Genomic DNA, 16549 nt, shown 5'->3' on the forward strand with positions numbered 1-16549 from the left:
GTCCCGCCGGCCTGATGCCGCGCCCCGGTTCGCCGGGGTCGAATGTCTGGTGCAATCGGCGGCGGTCGGAGCGGTCGCGACGGTCGGGCGTCCACCCGATCCGACGCCTCGCGCCTGCTGCCTGCCGGCACCGCCGCGGCGAGACGCCGACGGGCCGCGCCTGCCGATGCCGAAATGGTTCCATGACCGCCGCCCGGCGTCCAATGCGATGTTCGCATCGACGATCAGAGTTCGTATTTCGAACAGCGTGAGGGGACGACACGGGTGGGAGCGGGGGGACGGGGGAAGATTGAGATGGGGGCCGCGGGACGCCGAGCGAGGGGCGCAGGACGCGGAGCCGTCGGACGAGACGCGGGAGGGCGGAAGATCGGCGGATAACGCGGTGAAACCGGGTTCGATGCCGTGCGCGATGCTTCGAGACGGACGCCCGCTGGGCGCCCTCCTCAGCATGAGGCGTTTGTTTTCACTCGGAAATTCAGAGCCTCATCCTGAGGAGCGCCGCAGGCGCGTCTCGAAGGATCGCGCAGGGCATCGATCCGCATCTCTTCCGGGTTGCGCGGAGGTCGAGTCGTCGCGGGATGCCGCCACGACGGGCAGGACTCCGCCTGCCGATCCCCATCCGAAACGTCGAAGGGGCGACACCCTTCCGGGTGCCGCCCCTTCGCATGGTCCCGTCCGACCGATCTCAGCCGAACAGTTCGTAGAAGCCGAGCTTGCGCTGCATCGGGGCGTCGTCGACGACGAAGAGATGGGCCGCCTTGGTGGCCGAGGCGTTCTCGATCTCGACCTCGGCGTGGGTCGGCACGGCCATCGTGTCGAACTGCTCGAAGGCGAGCTCCACCCCGTCGATCCGCGCCGTGCCGGCGCCGTCGACGACGTTGATCACCCCCGAGGCCGAGTGGCGCGGCAGGCGCAGCGTCTCGCCGGGGCGCAGGCGGATCGCCGAGAAGCCGAGGATCGGCATGCATTCCGCCCCCGTCTCCGGGTTGACGTAGGCGAGCCGCACCGCCTCGCCGCGCGGCGTGACGCTCTCCAGATCGGCGAGCGCCGCCTTCACCTCGCGCCAGGGGAAGCGCACCAGCGGATAGTTCGCCCGCGGCCGCGTCACCGCCGAGTACGGCAGCAGGCCGGCGCGGCGATAGCGGGTCTGCGAGCCGTCGGCCTCGTTGCGCGGGGTCTGCGGCGCGCCTTCGGTGCAGTAGGAAGCCTCGAGCGCATAGACCATCGGCAGATCGAGCGCGTCCATCCACACGACCGGGCCGGTGCCGGCATGGCCGTGCTCGTGCCACAGGCCCGAGGGGGTGAGGATGAGGTCACCCGGCTCCATCGGGCACTTCTCGCCCTCGACGATGGTGAAGCCGCCCTCGCCTTCCACCACGAAACGCACGGCGGAGGGGGAGTGGCGATGGTTGGGCGCGGTCTCGCCGGGCAGGATCAGCTGCATGCCGATGTAGATCGACGGCGTCGCCTGCATGTTGTCGAGGCCGAGGCCGGGATTGGCGAGCACCAGCACGCGGCGCTCGGCCTTCTCGATCGGGGTGAGGCGACCGGCCTCCAGCAGTTGCGGCCGCACGTCGGCGTAACGCCACAGGATCGGCTTCGTCCGCCGCGACGGGATGCCGTAGGGCAGTGCCGCCCGCAGCGCCGGCCACAGCGGCACCAGATTGCGCGCCGTCAGGCCCTGGCGGTAGTCGAGCGGCAGGTCTTCCAGCCTTCCGAGTTCGGACATCGTGCGTTTCCTCCGGAGTCTCGTCGTTCTTTTTTCGTTGATCAGCCCGACAGGCCGTTGCCGCCGTAGAGCCAGGCGAGGCTGTCGTAGAATCCGTCCGGCGTCTTGTCGCCGAGCCACTTGTTGCGCACGAGGCGTTCGACGCCCTGCGCGTGGTAGACGCGGCCGAGCTCGCGGCTCGACAGGATGACGCGATAGGCGCGCGGGATGCGCAGCGTCTGGTAGGCGAGGAAGGCGGTGGCGAAGTCCTCGTGGCGGGCGAGCGCGTCACCGAGGCAGACCGCGTCCTCCAGCGCCATGCAGGCGCCTTGCGCGAAATACTGGTGGGTCGGATGGGCGGCGTCGCCGACCAGCACGACGTTGCCGTCGGTCCAGTTCTCGATCGGGTCGCGATCCCCCAGCACCCAGCGCCGCCATGTCTTCGGCACTTCGAGCAGCTTGCGGGCGCGCGGCACGATGTCGCCGAAGCGCGAGAGCACTTCCTCCGAGGTGCCGGGCTCGTTGGTGCCGACATCGGCGATGTCGGTGACGAAGGTGGCGACCAGATTGAAGGTCTTCCAGCCCTGGAGCGGATAGTGGACCATGTGGCACTTGGGGCCGGCCCACAGCGTCGCGGCGTTCCAGCGCAGGTCTTCCGGCATGTCCTCGATCGGCAGCACGGCGCGATAGGCGACGTGGCCGGAGAGCTTCAGCGCGTCGCCGCCGGTCAGCTGTTCGCGGATCTTGGAGCGGACGCCGTCGGCGCCGATCACCGCGTCACCCTCGAAGACGGAGCCCTTCTCGGTCACCACCTTGGCGCCGGTGGCGGTGTTCTCGTAGGCGACGACGCGCTCGTTGTTGACCAGCGTGACGTCGGGATGGGCGACGCAGGCGTCGTGCAGCACGCCGTGCAGGTCGGCGCGATGGATCACCGCATACGGATTCTTGAAGCGGTCGCGGAAGGGCTGGTCGACCGGAATGTGGGCGATCTCCTCGCCCGACATGCCGTCCATCATGATCAGCTTGTCGATGTAGACCGCCTTGGCACGGCCGGCGTCGCCGACGCCCAGCCAGTCCATGGCGTGGAAGGCGTTGGGGCCGATCTGGATGCCGGCGCCGATCTCGCCGAACTGCGCCGCCTGCTCGAGGACGGTGACGCGGAACCCGGTCTTGGCCAGCGACAGCGCCGCCGAGAGACCTCCGATACCGCCGCCCGCCACCACGACGGACCTCTTCGCCTTGCTCATGTCGTTTCACTCCCGGTTGCCGGCCGTCTCGCGCGGCCTCGTTCGATTTTGATATGATGAATAATCATCAGTATACTGTCAATCTGGTGTGCGATCGGCCCGCCGAGGTTTCTTCCATCCGCCGGCACGTCGCGGATCGCACGGCCGATCCGGACGGCGGATCGCGATGCCGCCTCTCTCAAGCCTCCGCGTCGGGCTGCTTGCCCGGCACGGCATTCGCGAAGGCCGGCAACGCGTTGCAGGCCGCCTCGACCTCGACGAGACGCGGATAGGCCGCAAGATCGACACCGAAGCGCCGGGCGCCGCCGAGTTGCGGCGCGAGGCAGATCTCGGCCATGCCCGGCGTGTCGCCGAAGACGAAGCGTCCCTTGCCGGCATGACGCCGCGCGATCGCCTCGAGCGCCTCGAGGCCGAGGACGTTCCAATGGCGATACCAGGCGTCGACCTCGTCCTGGGAATGGCCCATCAGGCCCTTGAGGTGGTTCAGGACCCGCAGGTTGCAGATCGGGTGGATGTCGGCGGCGATCACGAGCGCGAACGCGCGGACCTCCGCCCGTTCGAACGGGTCCTTCGGCAGGAAGGCCGGCTCGGGGATCACCTCCTCGAGCCATTCGACGATCGCCAGCGACTGGGTCAGCGCATGGCCGTCGACCTCGAGGGTCGGGACCAGCCCCTGCGGGTTCAGCGCGCGGTAGGCGGGCGTCTTCTGCTCGCCGCCGCCGCGTCTCAGATGCACCGGCACGAAGTCCGGCGTCACGCCCTTGAGGGCGAAGGCGATGCGGCAGCGCCAGGCCGCGCCCGAACGGAAGAAGCCGTGGAACCGCATCGCCCCCTCCCTCAGACCGCTTCTGCCGGGCCGATCTTCAGTTCGATCGCCGGCAGGCCGTCGATCGAACCGGTGACCGTGTCGCCGGAGACGACCGGGCCGACGCCGGCCGGCGTGCCGGTGTAGATCAGGTCGCCGGGGACGAGGTGGTAGTAGCGCGACAGGTGCGAGACGAGCTCCTCGACCGACCAGACGAGGTCGGAGAGATGGGCGTCCTGCTTGGTCGCGCCGTTGACCGCGAGGGTGATGCGCTGCGGGCCGACGGCGCCGAAGGCCGCCTTGGGCAGGATCGGCGTGATCACGGCGGACTGTTCGAAGTCCTTGCCGAAGTCCCACGGCCGCTGCTTGGCGCGCGCCTCGAGCTGGAGGTCGCGGCGCGTCATGTCGAGGCCGCAGGCATAGCCGAAGACCGCGTCCATCGCCTTTTCGACCGGGACCTGCCAAGCCGGCGCGCCGATCGCCACGACGAACTCCATCTCGTAGTGGAAGTTCGACGTGCCCGGCGGATAGGGGATGGTCGCGCCGGTCGGCACGATCGCGCCGGCCTGCTTGAGGAAGTAGAAGGGCGCCTCGCGGTCGACCTCGACGCCCATCTCCTTGGCGTGGTCGGCATAGTTGCGGCCGACGCAGAAGATGCGGTTGACCGGATAGCGGGCCTCGTCGCCCACGACCGCGACGGTCGGAGCAGAGGCGACGGAAAACAGGAGCTTGGTCACGTCGGTTCGTTCCCTGTGAAGTGGAAGGAGGCATTCGCCGCCCAGACTACCGCATGAGGCGGAGTGGTCGAGACGAAAGTTTCATGTATGATGCACTCATTAATCAGTATACTGATTGATCGATCCGAGTCAAGATGCGGTTCGATTCGCAGAATGGACTTGCGCGCGGAGACACGAGACCGATGATGACCGAGCCCGTTGCCGTCGCTTCGCGCCGACGCACCCGACGAGATCCTTCCATGAGCCTCGACCACGACATCGCCATCTATTCCATGCCGGGCCACGTGATCCGGCGCCTCAACCAGGTCGCCGTGTCGCTGTTCCACGACGAATGCGCCAAGGCGGGTCACGACCTGACGCCGGTGCAGTACGCGGCGCTGAAGGCGTCGCAGAAATATCCCGGCATCGATCAGGTGTCGCTCGCCGGCGCCATCGCCTACGACCGCACCACCATCGGCGGCGTCGTCGGCCGGCTGGAGGAGAAGGGCTACGTCCGCCGCGCCACCGCGCCGGAGGACCGCCGGGTCCGCCGCATCTTCCCGACGCCGGCGGGCGAGGCGCTGATCGCCGAGATCGATCCGATCGTCGCGCGCATCCAGGTCCTGATGCTCGACGGGCTCGACGACGACGAACGCGCGACCTTCGTGCGACTGGCGTCGAAGGCGGCGGAAGCCGGCAACGACCGCTCGCGCGCGCCGCTGCGGCCCTACGAGCCGAAGTGAGGCGTGCGAGGCTCCATAGGATCGGGCGAGGCTGCGTCTCGTCATCGTCGCCTCACACCGAGAGATAGGTTTCCTGGATCGACGCGTCGGCCAGCAGCTCGGGCGTCGTGCCGCGCCAGGCGACCTCGCCCTTCTCCAGCACGACGTGACGATCGGCGAACTCGGCCAGCGCCTCGATCTCCTTGTCGATGACGATCATCGCCAGACCCGTCCCCTTCAGGACGTCGAGCGCCTTCCAGATCTGCTGGCGGATCAGCGGCGCGAGCCCCTCCGTCGCCTCGTCGAGGATCAGGAGATCGGGGTTGGTCATCAGCGCCCGGCCGATCGCCAGCATCTGCTGTTCGCCGCCCGAAAGCTGGTTGCCGCCGTTGGCGAGACGCTCGGCGAGGCGGGGGAAGAAGGCCAGCACGCGGTCGAGCGTCCAGGCCTCCCGAAGACCCGCGCCGGGGCGACCGGCCATCACCAGATTCTCGCGCACCGAGAGATTGGGGAAGATGCCGCGGCCTTCCGGCACCAGACCGATGCCGAGGCGGCAGATTCGATGCGCCGCGGACCCGCCGATCGCCTCGCCCTTGAAGCGAATGGTGCCGGCGGTCGGCTTCAGGAGGCCGGTGATCGACTTCACCGTGGTCGACTTGCCCATGCCGTTGCGGCCGATCAGCGTGACGACCTCGCCCTCGGCGACGTCGAAGGAGATGCCGAACAGCGCCTTCGACGAGCCGTAGCCGGCGTGGAGGTCGGTGACTTCGAGCAGCATGTCCCGCCTCCTCAATGCGAGTGGCCGAGATAGGCGGCGCGGACGTCCTCGTCGGCGCGCACCTCGGCGGGAAGGCCTGTCTTGATGACGCGGCCGGCGACGAGAACCGAGATGCGGTCGGCGAGGCGGAACACCGCCTCCATGTCGTGCTCGATCAGGACGATCGTCGTCAGCCCCTTGAGGCGGGCGACGAGATCGGTCATCGCCGCACCGTCCTGACGGCCCATGCCGGCCATCGGCTCGTCGAGCAGCAGCAGACGCGGCTTCATCGCCAGCGCCATGGCGAGCTCGAGCTGACGGCATTCGCCGTGCGAGAGATCGGCGACGATGGTCGATGCCTTGTCGGCGAGCCCCACCGTCTCCAGCGCCTCGCGCGCCGGCTCGACCAGCGCCGGATCGGTCCAGGCACGGCGGAAGAAGCGGAAGGAATGACCCTCGCGCCCCTGCACCGCCAGCATGACGTTGGCGAGCGCGGTGAAGGAGGGGACGAGCGAGGTGATCTGGAACGACCGCGCCACGCCGCGCCGGGCGCGCAGATGCGCCGACATGCGGGTGACGTCCTCGCCGTCGAGCAGGATGGAGCCGAGGTCGGGCAGGAGCTGGCCCTGGAGCTGGGAGACGAAGGTCGTCTTGCCGGCGCCGTTCGGCCCGATCACGCCGTGGATCTCGCCTTCCACCAGATCGAAGTCGAGATGGTTGGTGGCCATCAGGCCGCCGAAGCTCTTGACGAGGCCCTTCACCTCGAGCAGGCGATGCGCGCTCATCGGGCGGCCCTCCCGTTGGTGGCGAGCTTCACCAGATCGGCGAGGCCGCCGCGCAGCGTCAGCACCACGACGACGATGATCGCGCCGAAGGCGAGCTGCCAATATTGCGTCCACGACGACAGCACCAGTTCGAGGATGACGAAGGCGGCGGCGCCGACGATCGGACCCCAGATGGTCGAGAGCCCGCCGAGCACCGCCATGACGACGAGATCGCCCGATCGCACCCAGCTCATGTCGGCCGGCGAGACGAACTGCTGTCCCGCCGCGAGCAGCGCTCCCGCGAGGCCGCAGACGACGCCGGAGACGACGAAGGCGGTGAGCCTGTAGGCATAGGGCGGGATGCCCGTCACCGTGACGCGGCGCTCGTTCTCGGCCGAGGCGCGCAGCACGATGCCGAAGCGGCTGGAGACGACGCGGCCGAGCAGGAACACCACGAGTGCCAGCACCGTCAGCGCCAGATAGAAGAACGGCGTGCGGGCGGAGACGTCGCGGCCGGCGAAGGTGATCGAAGACAGGATCTGCAGCCCGTCCTCGCCGCCGTATTTCTGCAGCGCCACGGCGCCGTAATAGAGCATCTGGTCGAAGGCCAGCGTGATCATCAGGAAATAGGGGCCGGAGGTGCGCAAGGAGACGACGCCGGTCAGGAGCGCCACGAGGCCGGCGACGAGGCCGGCGAGCGGCAGGGTGATCGCCAGATCCGCCGTGCCGTCCCAGACGAAGGGGCCGAGCGCCAACGCCTCGCCGTTGAACTCGTGGAAGGCGGCGATGCCGACGACGTAGCCGCCGACGCCGAAGAGGCCGGCATGCAGCAGGCTGACGAGACCGGCGAAGCCGACGATCAGGTTGAGGCCGATCGCGGCGATCGCAAAGACCACGACGCGGGTCGCCAGCTTGATCAGGAAGGGGTCGCCGAGCGCATTCGCGACCGGCGGCACGGCGGCGAGGAGCGCGATCGCGACCACGGGCGCGAAGCGGTCGATCGGGGTCGGGCGGTGCGGGTCGAGCTCAGCCATGGACGGGGAACAGTCCCTTGGGTTTGAAGGCGAGGATCAGCGCCATCAAGAGGAAGATCGCCATCGAGCCGAGCGCCGGCGGCAACATGACGCGGCCGAAGGTGTCGACGAGGCCGACGATCAGCGCGGCGACGAAGGCGCCGCGGATCGAGCCGATGCCGCCGATGACGGTGACGACCAGCGCCAGGATGAGGATGGGCTCGCCCATGCCCACCTGCACCGCCAGGATCGGCCCGGCCATCAGCCCGGCGAGCCCGGCGAGCGCCGCACCGAAGGCGAAGAGGCCGGCGAAGACGAGAGAGACGTCGACGCCCATGGCGGACGCGATGGCGCGGTTCGACGAGCCGGCCCGCACCCACATGCCGAGCCGCGTCTTCATCACCACGAGCCACAGGAGACCGGCGACCGCGAGGCCGACGGCGAGCACCACGAGGCGGAAGGTCGGATAGACGAGGCCGGGCGCCAGTTCGATCGATCCGGCGAGCACCGGCGGCAGCGGCATGCGCAGTGGGACGGGGCCGAAGATCAGCCGTGTCGCCTCGTTGGCCATCAACACGATGCCGAAGGTGACGAGCACCTGATCGAGATGGTTGCGGCTATAGAAGCGGCGGAAGAGGCCGAGCTCCAGCACCGCGCCGAGCGCCGCGGTCGCGGGGATGGCGACGAGGATGCCGAGCACGAACGAGCCCGTCGCCGCCTGTACCGACGCGGCGAGGAAGGCGCCCGCCATGTAGAGCGAGCCGTGCGCCAGATTGATGAAGTTCATGATGCCGAAGACGAGCGTCAGCCCGGAGGCCATCAGGAACAGGGTGACGCCGAACTGGATGCCGTTGAGCAGTTGTTCGGCGAAGAGAGCGAAGGTCATCGCGAGGCTCCGGCGATCGGTCGGCTTTCACGAGGGGAGAGCGTCGGGCGAGGCCCGACCCTTCGCCCCTCGCGGGAGAAGAGAGGGACCGCCGCCCCGCGCCGCCTCACTTCATCGCGCACTTCGCGACGTAGGAATCCTGGTGATCGGCAGCGATCAACGAGCGCTTCGCCATCACCGGGCGACCCTTGGCGTCCTTGACGATCTCGGCGAGCCAGAAGTCCTGCACCGGATAGTGGTTGGTGTTGAAGCGGAAATGCCCACGGAGACTGTCGAACTTCACCGTCTCCAGCGCCTTCTGGAAGCCGGCCGCGTCTTCGACCTTGCCGCCGACGGTCTTCAGCGCCGCGTCGAGCGCCATCACCGTGTCGTAGGCCTGCGCCGCGTTGGGCGACGGCAGGCGGCCGTACTTGGCCTCGAAGTCGGCGCGGAACTTCTTCGACGCGGCGTCGGCGGCGTCTTCCGCCCAGTGGGTGGCGGCGAAGGCTCCGACCGCCGCGTCGCCCATGGCGGGCAGCACCGTCTGGTCGAGCGAGAAGGAGGGGCCGTAGAGCGGCACCGTCTTCTTCAGGCCGGCCTGATCGTACTGCTTGACGAAATTGATGCCCATGCCGCCCGGATAGAAGAAGAACACGCCTTCCGGAGCGGCGGCGCGCAGCTGAGCGATCTCGGCGGCATAGTCGAGCTGACCGAAAGCGGTGTAGACCTCGCCCACCACCTCGCCCTTGAAGGTGCGCTTGAAGCCGGCGAGGAAGTCCTTGCCCGCCGGATAGTTGGGTGCCATCAGATACATCTTCTTGATGCCGCGCTTGGTGGCCTCGAGGCCCATGGCCTCCGGCGACGTGTCGTTCTGGAACGAGGCGACGAAGAAGTGCGGATGGCACTGGGTGCCGGCGTATTGCGACGGGCCGGCATTGACCGAGACGACGAAGGCACCGGCGTCGAGCGCGGGCTTGGCCACCGCCAGCATGACGTTGGAGAAGTTCACGCCGGTCAGGATCTGGACGTGATCACGCTCGATCATCTTGTCGGCGACCTGGCGGCCGACGTCGGGCTTGGCCTGATCGTCGCCCTGGATCACCTCGACGGTGCGGCCGCCGAGCTTGCCGCCGGTCGCGGCGAGGCCGAGATCGAAACCGTCTCGCAACTCCTGGCCGAGCTGGCCACCGGGGCCGGAGAAGGTCGACAGGAAGCCGATGCGGATCGGATCCTCGGCGAAGGCCGCCGGCGCGGCGAGCATCGTGCCGGCGACGAGCGCGGCGGCGAAGGGGATGCGGCGATCGATACGCATGGATGCCCTCTCTCGTTTCCTCGGGGGCCTTTTCGGCCCTCTCCTTCGGCATGCGCGGCACTTCCGGCCGCTTGAACCGATTGAGGCTCACGATATAGATCGTCAGCATACTGTCAATATAGTGCAGGCCGATTTCTGCGTGTTTTTTCGTATGCCGGGGCGACGGACGGACGGGCGCGAGCGACCGCGTACCGGCGGGCCGCGGGCGAAACGGCGGATTTCCGCGGTCGGGGATCGAGGATCTCAGTCGAAGCGCGGCGGGCGCTTCTGGGCGAAGGCGGCGAGGCCTTCGGCATAGTCGGCGTGGCGGCCGGAGATCTGCTGCGCCTCGCGCTCGACGACGAGCTGGGCGGAAAGATCGTTGGTCTCGGCGGCGCGCATCACCTGCTTCAGCCGGGCGAGCGCGGCGCGCGGGCCGGCGGCGAGGCGCGTGCAGATCGCCTCGGCGCGTTCCTTCAGCCGCTCGTCGTCGACCGCCTCGGCGACGAGACCGAGGAAGGCTGCCTCTTCGCCGGTGATCGTCTCGGCGAGGAAGACCAGCGCGTTGGCCTTCGCCCGGCCGACGAGGCGGGGCAGCAGCCACGAGCCGCCGGCATCGGGGACGAGGCCGATGCGCGAGAAGGGCTCGGTCAGCTTGGCGCCTCTCGCGGCGATCACCACGTCGCCGTGGAGGGCGACGTTGAGCCCGGCGCCGGAAGCGATGCCGTTGATCGCCACCACGACCGGGATCGGGATCGACCGGATCTTCTCGACCAGCGGCTCGTAGAACTCGGCGAGCGAGCGGCCGAGGTCGAGCGGGCCTTCGGCGATGGCGCGGATGCGGTCGGAGAGGTCCTGTCCGGCGGAGAAGGCGCGGCCCTCACCGGTGAGCAGGATCGCCCGGCAGGCCGGATCGGCCTCCGCCTCGACCAGCGCCGCCATCAGGGCGCGGTGGAGATCCTCGGTGAAGGCGTTGAGCCGGTCGGGACGGTTCAGCCGCAGTACGCGGAACCGATCGCGGATCTCGACGCGGACGAGAGGGGTGTCGCTCATGCGGCGCTCCCGAGATCGACGACGATCTTGCCGACGTGGGCGTTCTCCTTCATCCGCGCGAAGGCGGCCGGCGCCTCGGCGAGGGGGAAGCGGGTGTCGATCACCGGATCGATCGGCGACAGCGCGATCGACCGCAGCATCGCCTCGAAGGCCTCGCGGTCGCCGCAGGTGACGCCCTGCAGGCGGACCTGCCGCATCACCGCGAGCGACAGATTGAAGGTGGCGAAATTGCCGGAGAGCACGCCGATCAGCGCCACCGTGCCGCCGGGGCGGACGAAGCGAACGGATTGATCGAGCGTCTCGGCGCCGCCGACCTCGACCACCAGATCGAGCCGCCCGTCGGCGAGATCGCGCACCACCGGCCCCCATTTCGGTGTCTCGCGGTAGTTCACCACCGCCGAGGCGCCGAGCCGGCGAAGCACCTCGGCGCGCTCCTCCGACGAGGTGATGGCGATCACCTTCGCACCGACGCGGACCGCGAACTGCAGCGCGAAGAGCGAGACGCCGCCCGTGCCCTGGATCAACACCGTGTTGCCGGGGCGGACGCGGCCGAGATCGACGATCGCCGACCACGCCGTCAGTGCGGCGCAGGGGAGCGTCGCCGCGGTCTCGAGGTCGATCGCGTCGGGGAGCTTCACCACGGCCTCGGCGGAGACGATCATCCGGCTGGCGAGCGTGCCGTCACCGCCGGGGCCGCCGAGCGCGGTCGCGAGTTTCTCCGTCGTCGCCTCGCCCGAGAGCCAGCCGGTGAAGAAATGCAGCACGACGCGGTCACCGGGCGCGACGCGGGTCACGCCCGCGCCCACCGCCTCGACGATGCCGGCGCCGTCGGAACAGGGAACCACGGGCAGCCGCTGTTTCGGATTGTAGATGCCTTCGACCAGCAGCAGGTCGCGGCGGTTGAGGCTCGCCTTGTCGAGCCGCAGGCGGATCTCGCCGGGGCCGGGCTCGCCGATCTCGCGGCGGGCGATGCGCAGCCCGTCGAGGCCGAAGGCGGTCAGTTCCAGCACGGTGGCCGCGGCCATGGGCATCTCCTCCGACGGTCTTTTCGAGGAAGATGCCTCAATAGGTCTCGACGTGATAGCGGCCAGCCTCGCGCATGACGCCACGTAGCGCCTCCCAGTCGAGGCCGGCGCCGCGGCAGACGTCGGCGAGCGCCTCGTCGACGCCGGTCTCCATGCCCTTGAGGCCGCACATGTAGAGGTGTGTCCGATCGGACTTCAGGAGATCGGCCATCAGCGCCGCCTCGCGCCGCATCAGGTCCTGGACATAGACCTTGGGCTCGCCGGGCACCCGGCTCCAGGCGAAGAACTTGGTCAGCAGGCTCTCCGGCACCTTCTGCAGGGGGCCGAAATAGGGCAGCTCCTCGGGCCGGCGGGCGCCGAAGAACAGCACCATCTTGCCCGGCGCATTGGGCTGGGTCCGCCGGCGCCATTCGGTCATGCCGCGGAAGGGGGCGGAACCCGTGCCGGTGCAGACCATGACGATGTTGGTGGTCGGATCGTCGGGCATCAGGAAGGTCGCGCCGAAGGGGCCGGTGACGGTCACCTCGTCGCCCTTCTTCAGATCGCAGACCCAGTTGGAACAGACGCCGCCCTCGACGCGCTTGACGGTCAGGGACAGGTTGTTGTGGTTCGGTCGCTCGCCATGGCGGGGGCTGGCGACGGAATAGAGCCGCACCCGGTGGGGCTCGCCGTTCGCATCCACGCCCGGCGGGACGATGCCGATCGACTGGCCCTCGAGGACCGGGAAGGGCGTGTCGCCGAAGTCGAGGATGACGTGGCGGATGTCGGTCGTCGCGTCGTCCGCGGTCAGCCGGTAGATGCCGGTGACGCGCGCGCGCGCCGGATTGGCGCGGTTGAAGAGATTGATCGCCGGCTTTCCCGCCGACTTCGGCGCGACCGACTTGCCGCCGGCGCCGCCGTGGGCGGAGGCGATGATGGCGCCGACCTCGTCGTCGATCGCCTCGAGCGTGGCGAGGCCGCCGAGCTCCGGCTGGGCGGGGAGTTCGCCCCAGGAATGTTGGTCTTCGAGCGACCACGGCGTCGTCACCATGCGCCAGTTGTCGATGGCGCCGGTCGGGCACGGGGCGATGCAGGCCATGCAGAAATTGCAGGTGGCGACGTCGACCACGTAGTTGTCGTCGCCATGGGTGATGGCGTCGACCGGGCACATCTCTTCGCAGGTGTTGCAGCGGATGCAGATCTCCGGATCGATCAGATGCTGCTTCAGGACGGTGGTCGGGGCGTTCATGGGCGGGCTCCGGAGATCGGGACGACGGAGGTACGGTCGCGGCGGAGGGGCGGCCGAGCCGCCCCTCCGCGTCCTGTTCACGCGGCGATCTTCACGTATTCGAAGTCGCCCGGCTTGTTGTCGATGCCGACCTTGGGCGGGTTGATCCAGCCGGCGTAACGGCCCGGCTCGAGTTCCTGGCGCATCAGCGAGTCGAGGAAGGAGAGGTCGTCGCGCGACGGCAGCCACGTGTCGCGCTTCGCCGCCCAGTCGGCGTCCGACAGGATGATGCCCTTCGGCGTCGCCTGCATCGGGGCGAACTCGCCGATCTGGCGGTTGAAGGCCTGATGCGGCAGCTCGAGGCGGAAGTCGATGCCTTCCTTCTGCATGATCTTGTTCCAGCGCTCGACGCCCTTGGCGCAGTCGGCGGAATAGTCGTCGCGCAGACGCATGTTGAGCGCGGTCAGCGCCGGTACGTGCTCCTCGACGATCTTGCCGTCGACGAACTTCATCACCGGATAGGTGGCGTCGGTCAGGACGTGATCGTCGTCGATCTTGGTCTCGCCGAAGCGGCCCTTGAGGCCGGCGTTGTAGTAGTTCGCCGAGTTGGTCGAGATCTCCGCGCCGAACAGGTCCAGCGTCAGCGGATAGTGCATGTTGAGCTTCTTCTGGATCAGCGGCAGGTCGATGACGCCGAGCTCGCGGATCTTCGAAACGTCGTTCGGGTCGGTGATGCCGGCCGCCTTCATCGCCTGACAGGTGCGCTCGATGGTGCGGCCGACGCCGGTCTCGCCGACGAACATGTGGTGCGCCTCTTCGGTCAGCATGAAGCGGCAGGAGCGCGACAGCGGATCGAAGCCCGACTGGGCGAGGCTCTCCAGCTGCATCTTGCCGTCGCGGTCGGTGAAGAAGGTGAACATGAAGAAGGAGAGCCAGTCCGGCGTCGCCTCGTTGAAGGCGCCGAGCATGCGCGGCGTCTCGGCGGAGCCGGAACGGCGGCGCAGCAGCTCGTCGGCCTCCTCGCGGCCGTCACGGCCGAAATACTTGTGCAGCAGATAGACCATCGCCCAGAGGTGACGGCCCTCTTCGACGTTGACCTGGAACAGGTTGCGCATGTCGTAGAGCGACGGGGCGGTGGCGCCGAGGTGGCGCTGCTGCTCGACCGAGGCCGGTTCTGTGTCACCCTGGATGACGATGAGCCGGCGAAGCATCGCGCGATACTCGCCGGGCACGTCCTGCCACGCGGCCTCGCCCTTGTGCTTGCCGAAGTTGACCTTGCGGCCCTCTTCCTTCGGCGCCAGCAGCACGCCCCAACGGTAGTCCGGCATCTTGACGTAATCGAACTTGGCCCAGCCCTGCGGGTCGACCGAGACGGCGGTGCGCAGATAGACCAGCGCGTTCTGGAAGCCTTCCGGCCCCATGTCCTTCCACCAGTCGACGTAGTTCGGCTGCCAGCTCTCGAGCGCGCGCAGGACCTGGCGGTCGTTCACGAGATCGACGTTGTTGGGGACCTTGGTCGAGTAGTCCACGTTGATCGTATCGGCCATGACTTCCTCCCTCGGGGGGGACGGCCCCCGCTCGTTTCGTTCTTGTCGGGATCGAGGACGCCGCCCGGATCGGTCCGGGCGACGGCGCCTCAGACGCGGCGCATGTCGTAGGTCGGGCGCAGGCCGGTGCCGTAGCGGCGCAGCGCGCCTTCTTCGCCGACCGCGTTGGGACGCTGGAAGATCCAGTTCTGCCAGGCGGTGAGGCGCGCGAAGATCTTGGATTCCATCGTCTCGGGACCGGCGAAGCGCAGGTTGGCCTCGAGGCCGGTCAGCGCGTCGGGCGAATAGGACGCCCGCTCCTCGAGATAGACGCGGACCTCGTCGGCCCAGTCGATGTCGTCGAGAGAGAAGGTGACGAGGCCGGCCTTCTCCGCCGCCGCGGCGTCCATCGCCTCGCCCTTGCGGGCGGCGAGCGCGTCGACAGCCTCGGGCGTGGCGAGGAAGCGATTGGCGAGCCGGGTGAGACCATGGCTCATCGGATAGGGGCCGAAGTTGGCCGCGGTCAGCGCCATGGTCGGGGCCGGACGGTTGTCGCCCTCGAAGGTGCCGATCAGCATGTAGGACCGGTCGGCGGCGAGCACGAGCTCGGCGAGCAGGCCGGTGAAGCAGGAATCCGGCTCGACCAGCGCCACCAGGGTGCGCGAGGTGACGTCGACCCGCTTCAACGTCCGCTTCCAATACTGGCGGATCTCGTTGACCAGCCAGTGGCCGGCGTTGGCCTCGAGGAAGGCGTCCCAGGCGGCGACGCGGGTGCCGTCGCCCTTCGACTTGAAGACGAAGGTGCCGATCTCGAAGGCGTTGTTGCGCAGATCGAGGATGGCGTCGTCGAGCTCGCGGGCGAGCCGCAGGATCCAGGCGTCCGACCCTTGCGCCTCGAGGTCGGCGACCGAGGCGGGGGCACCGGCGTCGGGGCCTTCGACGGTGATGGTGGCCGTGCGGCCGGCGCGGTCGATGTCGACGGTGACGAGCGAATAGTCGATGCCGTCGGCGCGGAACGAACGGGAAAGCGGCTTCAGCGTGATGCCCTTGCCGGCGCCGCGGGTGGACTTGGCGGCATAGTCGGCGGCGCGCTCGGCGACGACCTCTTCGAGGCGGGTCGCGGGCACGATCTCGTCGACGAGGCGCCAGTCGACGGCGCGCCGGCCCTTGATGCCTTCCTCGATGGTGCAGAAGACGTCGGCGTGGTCGCGGCGGACCTTGCGCTTGTCGACGACGCGGGTGAGGCCGCCGGTGCCGGGCAGCACCGCGAGCAGCGGCACCTCGGGCAGCGACACGGCGGAGGAGCCGTCGTCGACCAGGATGATGTGGTCGGCGGCGAGCGCCAGTTCGTAGCCGCCGCCGGCTGTCGGGCCGGCCGCGACGCAGATCGTCTTGAGACCGGAGAATTCCGAGGAATCCTCGATGCCGTTGCGGGTCTCGTTGGTGAACTTGCAGAAGTTGACCTTGTGGGCGTGTTCGGAGCCGGCCAGCATGCGGATGTTGGCGCCGGCGCAGAAGACCTTGGGCTTGGCGGAGCGCAGCAGCACCACCTTCACTTCCGGATGCTCGAAGCGCAGGCGCTGCAGCGCGTCGGCGAGCTCGATGTCGACGCCGAGGTCGTAAGAGTTGAGCTTCAGCAGATAGCCCTCGAACAGACCGCCGTTCTCGTCGACGTCCATGGCGAGCGTCGCGACCGGGCCGTCGAAGGCGAGCTTCCAGTGACGATAGCGGGAAGGATCGGTCTGGAAGTCGATCCGCGTGGCGCCGTTCGCCAGCTTGCGTGCCTCGTCGGCCATGTTTCCACCCTCGTTGTGTTTGGTTGACCTGAACTATAATGCACTATTCTGCAG

Annotated in this window: 15 protein-coding genes; 1 reads left to right on the plus strand and 14 read right to left on the minus strand. The window is 68.6% G+C overall.

Going from position 1 to position 16549, the window contains the following annotated elements:
* Positions 1–685: 685 nt before the first annotated feature.
* From ACT53U_RS18680 to ACT53U_RS18695, 4 genes are all read right to left on the minus strand, one after another.
* Positions 686–1729: a cupin domain-containing protein gene (locus ACT53U_RS18680; protein WP_476157357.1), complete on the minus strand. Its 1044-nt coding sequence runs from the start codon at positions 1727–1729 to the stop codon at positions 686–688.
* Positions 1730–1770: 41 nt separating this feature from the next.
* Positions 1771–2955 carry a 3-hydroxybenzoate 6-monooxygenase gene (locus ACT53U_RS18685; RefSeq protein WP_476157359.1) on the minus strand — a complete coding sequence of 395 codons (1185 nt, stop codon included), beginning with the start codon at positions 2953–2955 and terminating at the stop codon, positions 1771–1773.
* Between the two features lie 178 nt (positions 2956–3133).
* Entirely contained in the window at positions 3134–3781 is a 648-nt protein-coding gene (gene maiA / locus ACT53U_RS18690; protein ID WP_476157360.1) for a maleylacetoacetate isomerase, read from the minus strand.
* An 11-nt stretch (positions 3782–3792) separates the two neighbouring features.
* Entirely contained in the window at positions 3793–4497 is a 705-nt protein-coding gene (locus ACT53U_RS18695; RefSeq protein ID WP_476157361.1) for a fumarylacetoacetate hydrolase family protein, read from the minus strand.
* Positions 4498–4736: 239 nt separating this feature from the next.
* On the opposite strand from ACT53U_RS18695, the gene ACT53U_RS18700 reads away from it, so the two are divergent.
* Positions 4737–5219 carry a MarR family winged helix-turn-helix transcriptional regulator gene (locus ACT53U_RS18700; RefSeq protein WP_476157362.1) on the plus strand — a complete coding sequence of 161 codons (483 nt, stop codon included), beginning with the start codon at positions 4737–4739 and terminating at the stop codon, positions 5217–5219.
* A 52-nt stretch (positions 5220–5271) separates the two neighbouring features.
* On the opposite strand, the gene ACT53U_RS18705 is transcribed toward ACT53U_RS18700, so the two are convergent.
* The 10 genes from ACT53U_RS18705 to boxC all read right to left on the minus strand — a co-directional run bounded on the left by ACT53U_RS18705 (position 5272) and on the right by boxC (position 16495).
* Positions 5272–5976, minus strand: a complete 705-nt coding sequence (locus tag ACT53U_RS18705; protein WP_476157364.1) for an ABC transporter ATP-binding protein — start codon at positions 5974–5976, stop codon at positions 5272–5274.
* Positions 5977–5987: 11 nt separating this feature from the next.
* Positions 5988–6740 (minus strand): ABC transporter ATP-binding protein, encoded by a 753-nt coding sequence (locus ACT53U_RS18710; protein ID WP_476157366.1) that lies wholly within the window; start codon positions 6738–6740, stop codon positions 5988–5990.
* Positions 6737–7753 carry a branched-chain amino acid ABC transporter permease gene (locus ACT53U_RS18715; protein ID WP_476157368.1) on the minus strand — a complete coding sequence of 339 codons (1017 nt, stop codon included), beginning with the start codon at positions 7751–7753 and terminating at the stop codon, positions 6737–6739. Before ACT53U_RS18715 ends, ACT53U_RS18710 begins: the two co-directional genes overlap by 4 nt.
* Positions 7746–8618 carry a branched-chain amino acid ABC transporter permease gene (locus tag ACT53U_RS18720; RefSeq protein WP_476157370.1) on the minus strand — a complete coding sequence of 291 codons (873 nt, stop codon included), beginning with the start codon at positions 8616–8618 and terminating at the stop codon, positions 7746–7748. The genes ACT53U_RS18715 and ACT53U_RS18720 overlap by 8 nt, the downstream gene beginning before the upstream one ends.
* A gap of 106 nt (positions 8619–8724) precedes the next feature.
* Positions 8725–9909, minus strand: a complete 1185-nt coding sequence (locus tag ACT53U_RS18725; protein ID WP_476157371.1) for an ABC transporter substrate-binding protein — start codon at positions 9907–9909, stop codon at positions 8725–8727.
* A gap of 243 nt (positions 9910–10152) precedes the next feature.
* Complete coding sequence (locus ACT53U_RS18730) at positions 10153–10941, minus strand: enoyl-CoA hydratase-related protein (protein ID WP_476157373.1); 789 nt, start codon at positions 10939–10941, stop codon at positions 10153–10155.
* Positions 10938–11966: a zinc-dependent alcohol dehydrogenase family protein gene (locus ACT53U_RS18735; protein WP_476157374.1), complete on the minus strand. Its 1029-nt coding sequence runs from the start codon at positions 11964–11966 to the stop codon at positions 10938–10940. The genes ACT53U_RS18730 and ACT53U_RS18735 overlap by 4 nt, the downstream gene beginning before the upstream one ends.
* 37 nt (positions 11967–12003) lie before the next feature.
* The gene (boxA, locus tag ACT53U_RS18740) at positions 12004–13194 is read right to left on the minus strand and encodes a benzoyl-CoA 2,3-epoxidase subunit BoxA (protein ID WP_476157375.1); all 1191 of its coding nucleotides are present in this window, start codon (positions 13192–13194) and stop codon (positions 12004–12006) included.
* A gap of 77 nt (positions 13195–13271) precedes the next feature.
* Positions 13272–14720: a benzoyl-CoA 2,3-epoxidase subunit BoxB gene (boxB, locus tag ACT53U_RS18745; RefSeq protein ID WP_476157376.1), complete on the minus strand. Its 1449-nt coding sequence runs from the start codon at positions 14718–14720 to the stop codon at positions 13272–13274.
* 89 nt (positions 14721–14809) lie between these two features.
* The gene (boxC, locus tag ACT53U_RS18750; RefSeq protein WP_476157377.1) at positions 14810–16495 is read right to left on the minus strand and encodes a 2,3-epoxybenzoyl-CoA dihydrolase; all 1686 of its coding nucleotides are present in this window, start codon (positions 16493–16495) and stop codon (positions 14810–14812) included.
* Positions 16496–16549 lie beyond the last annotated feature (54 nt).

Source organism: Pinisolibacter sp. DMC19 (assembly GCF_056313985.1).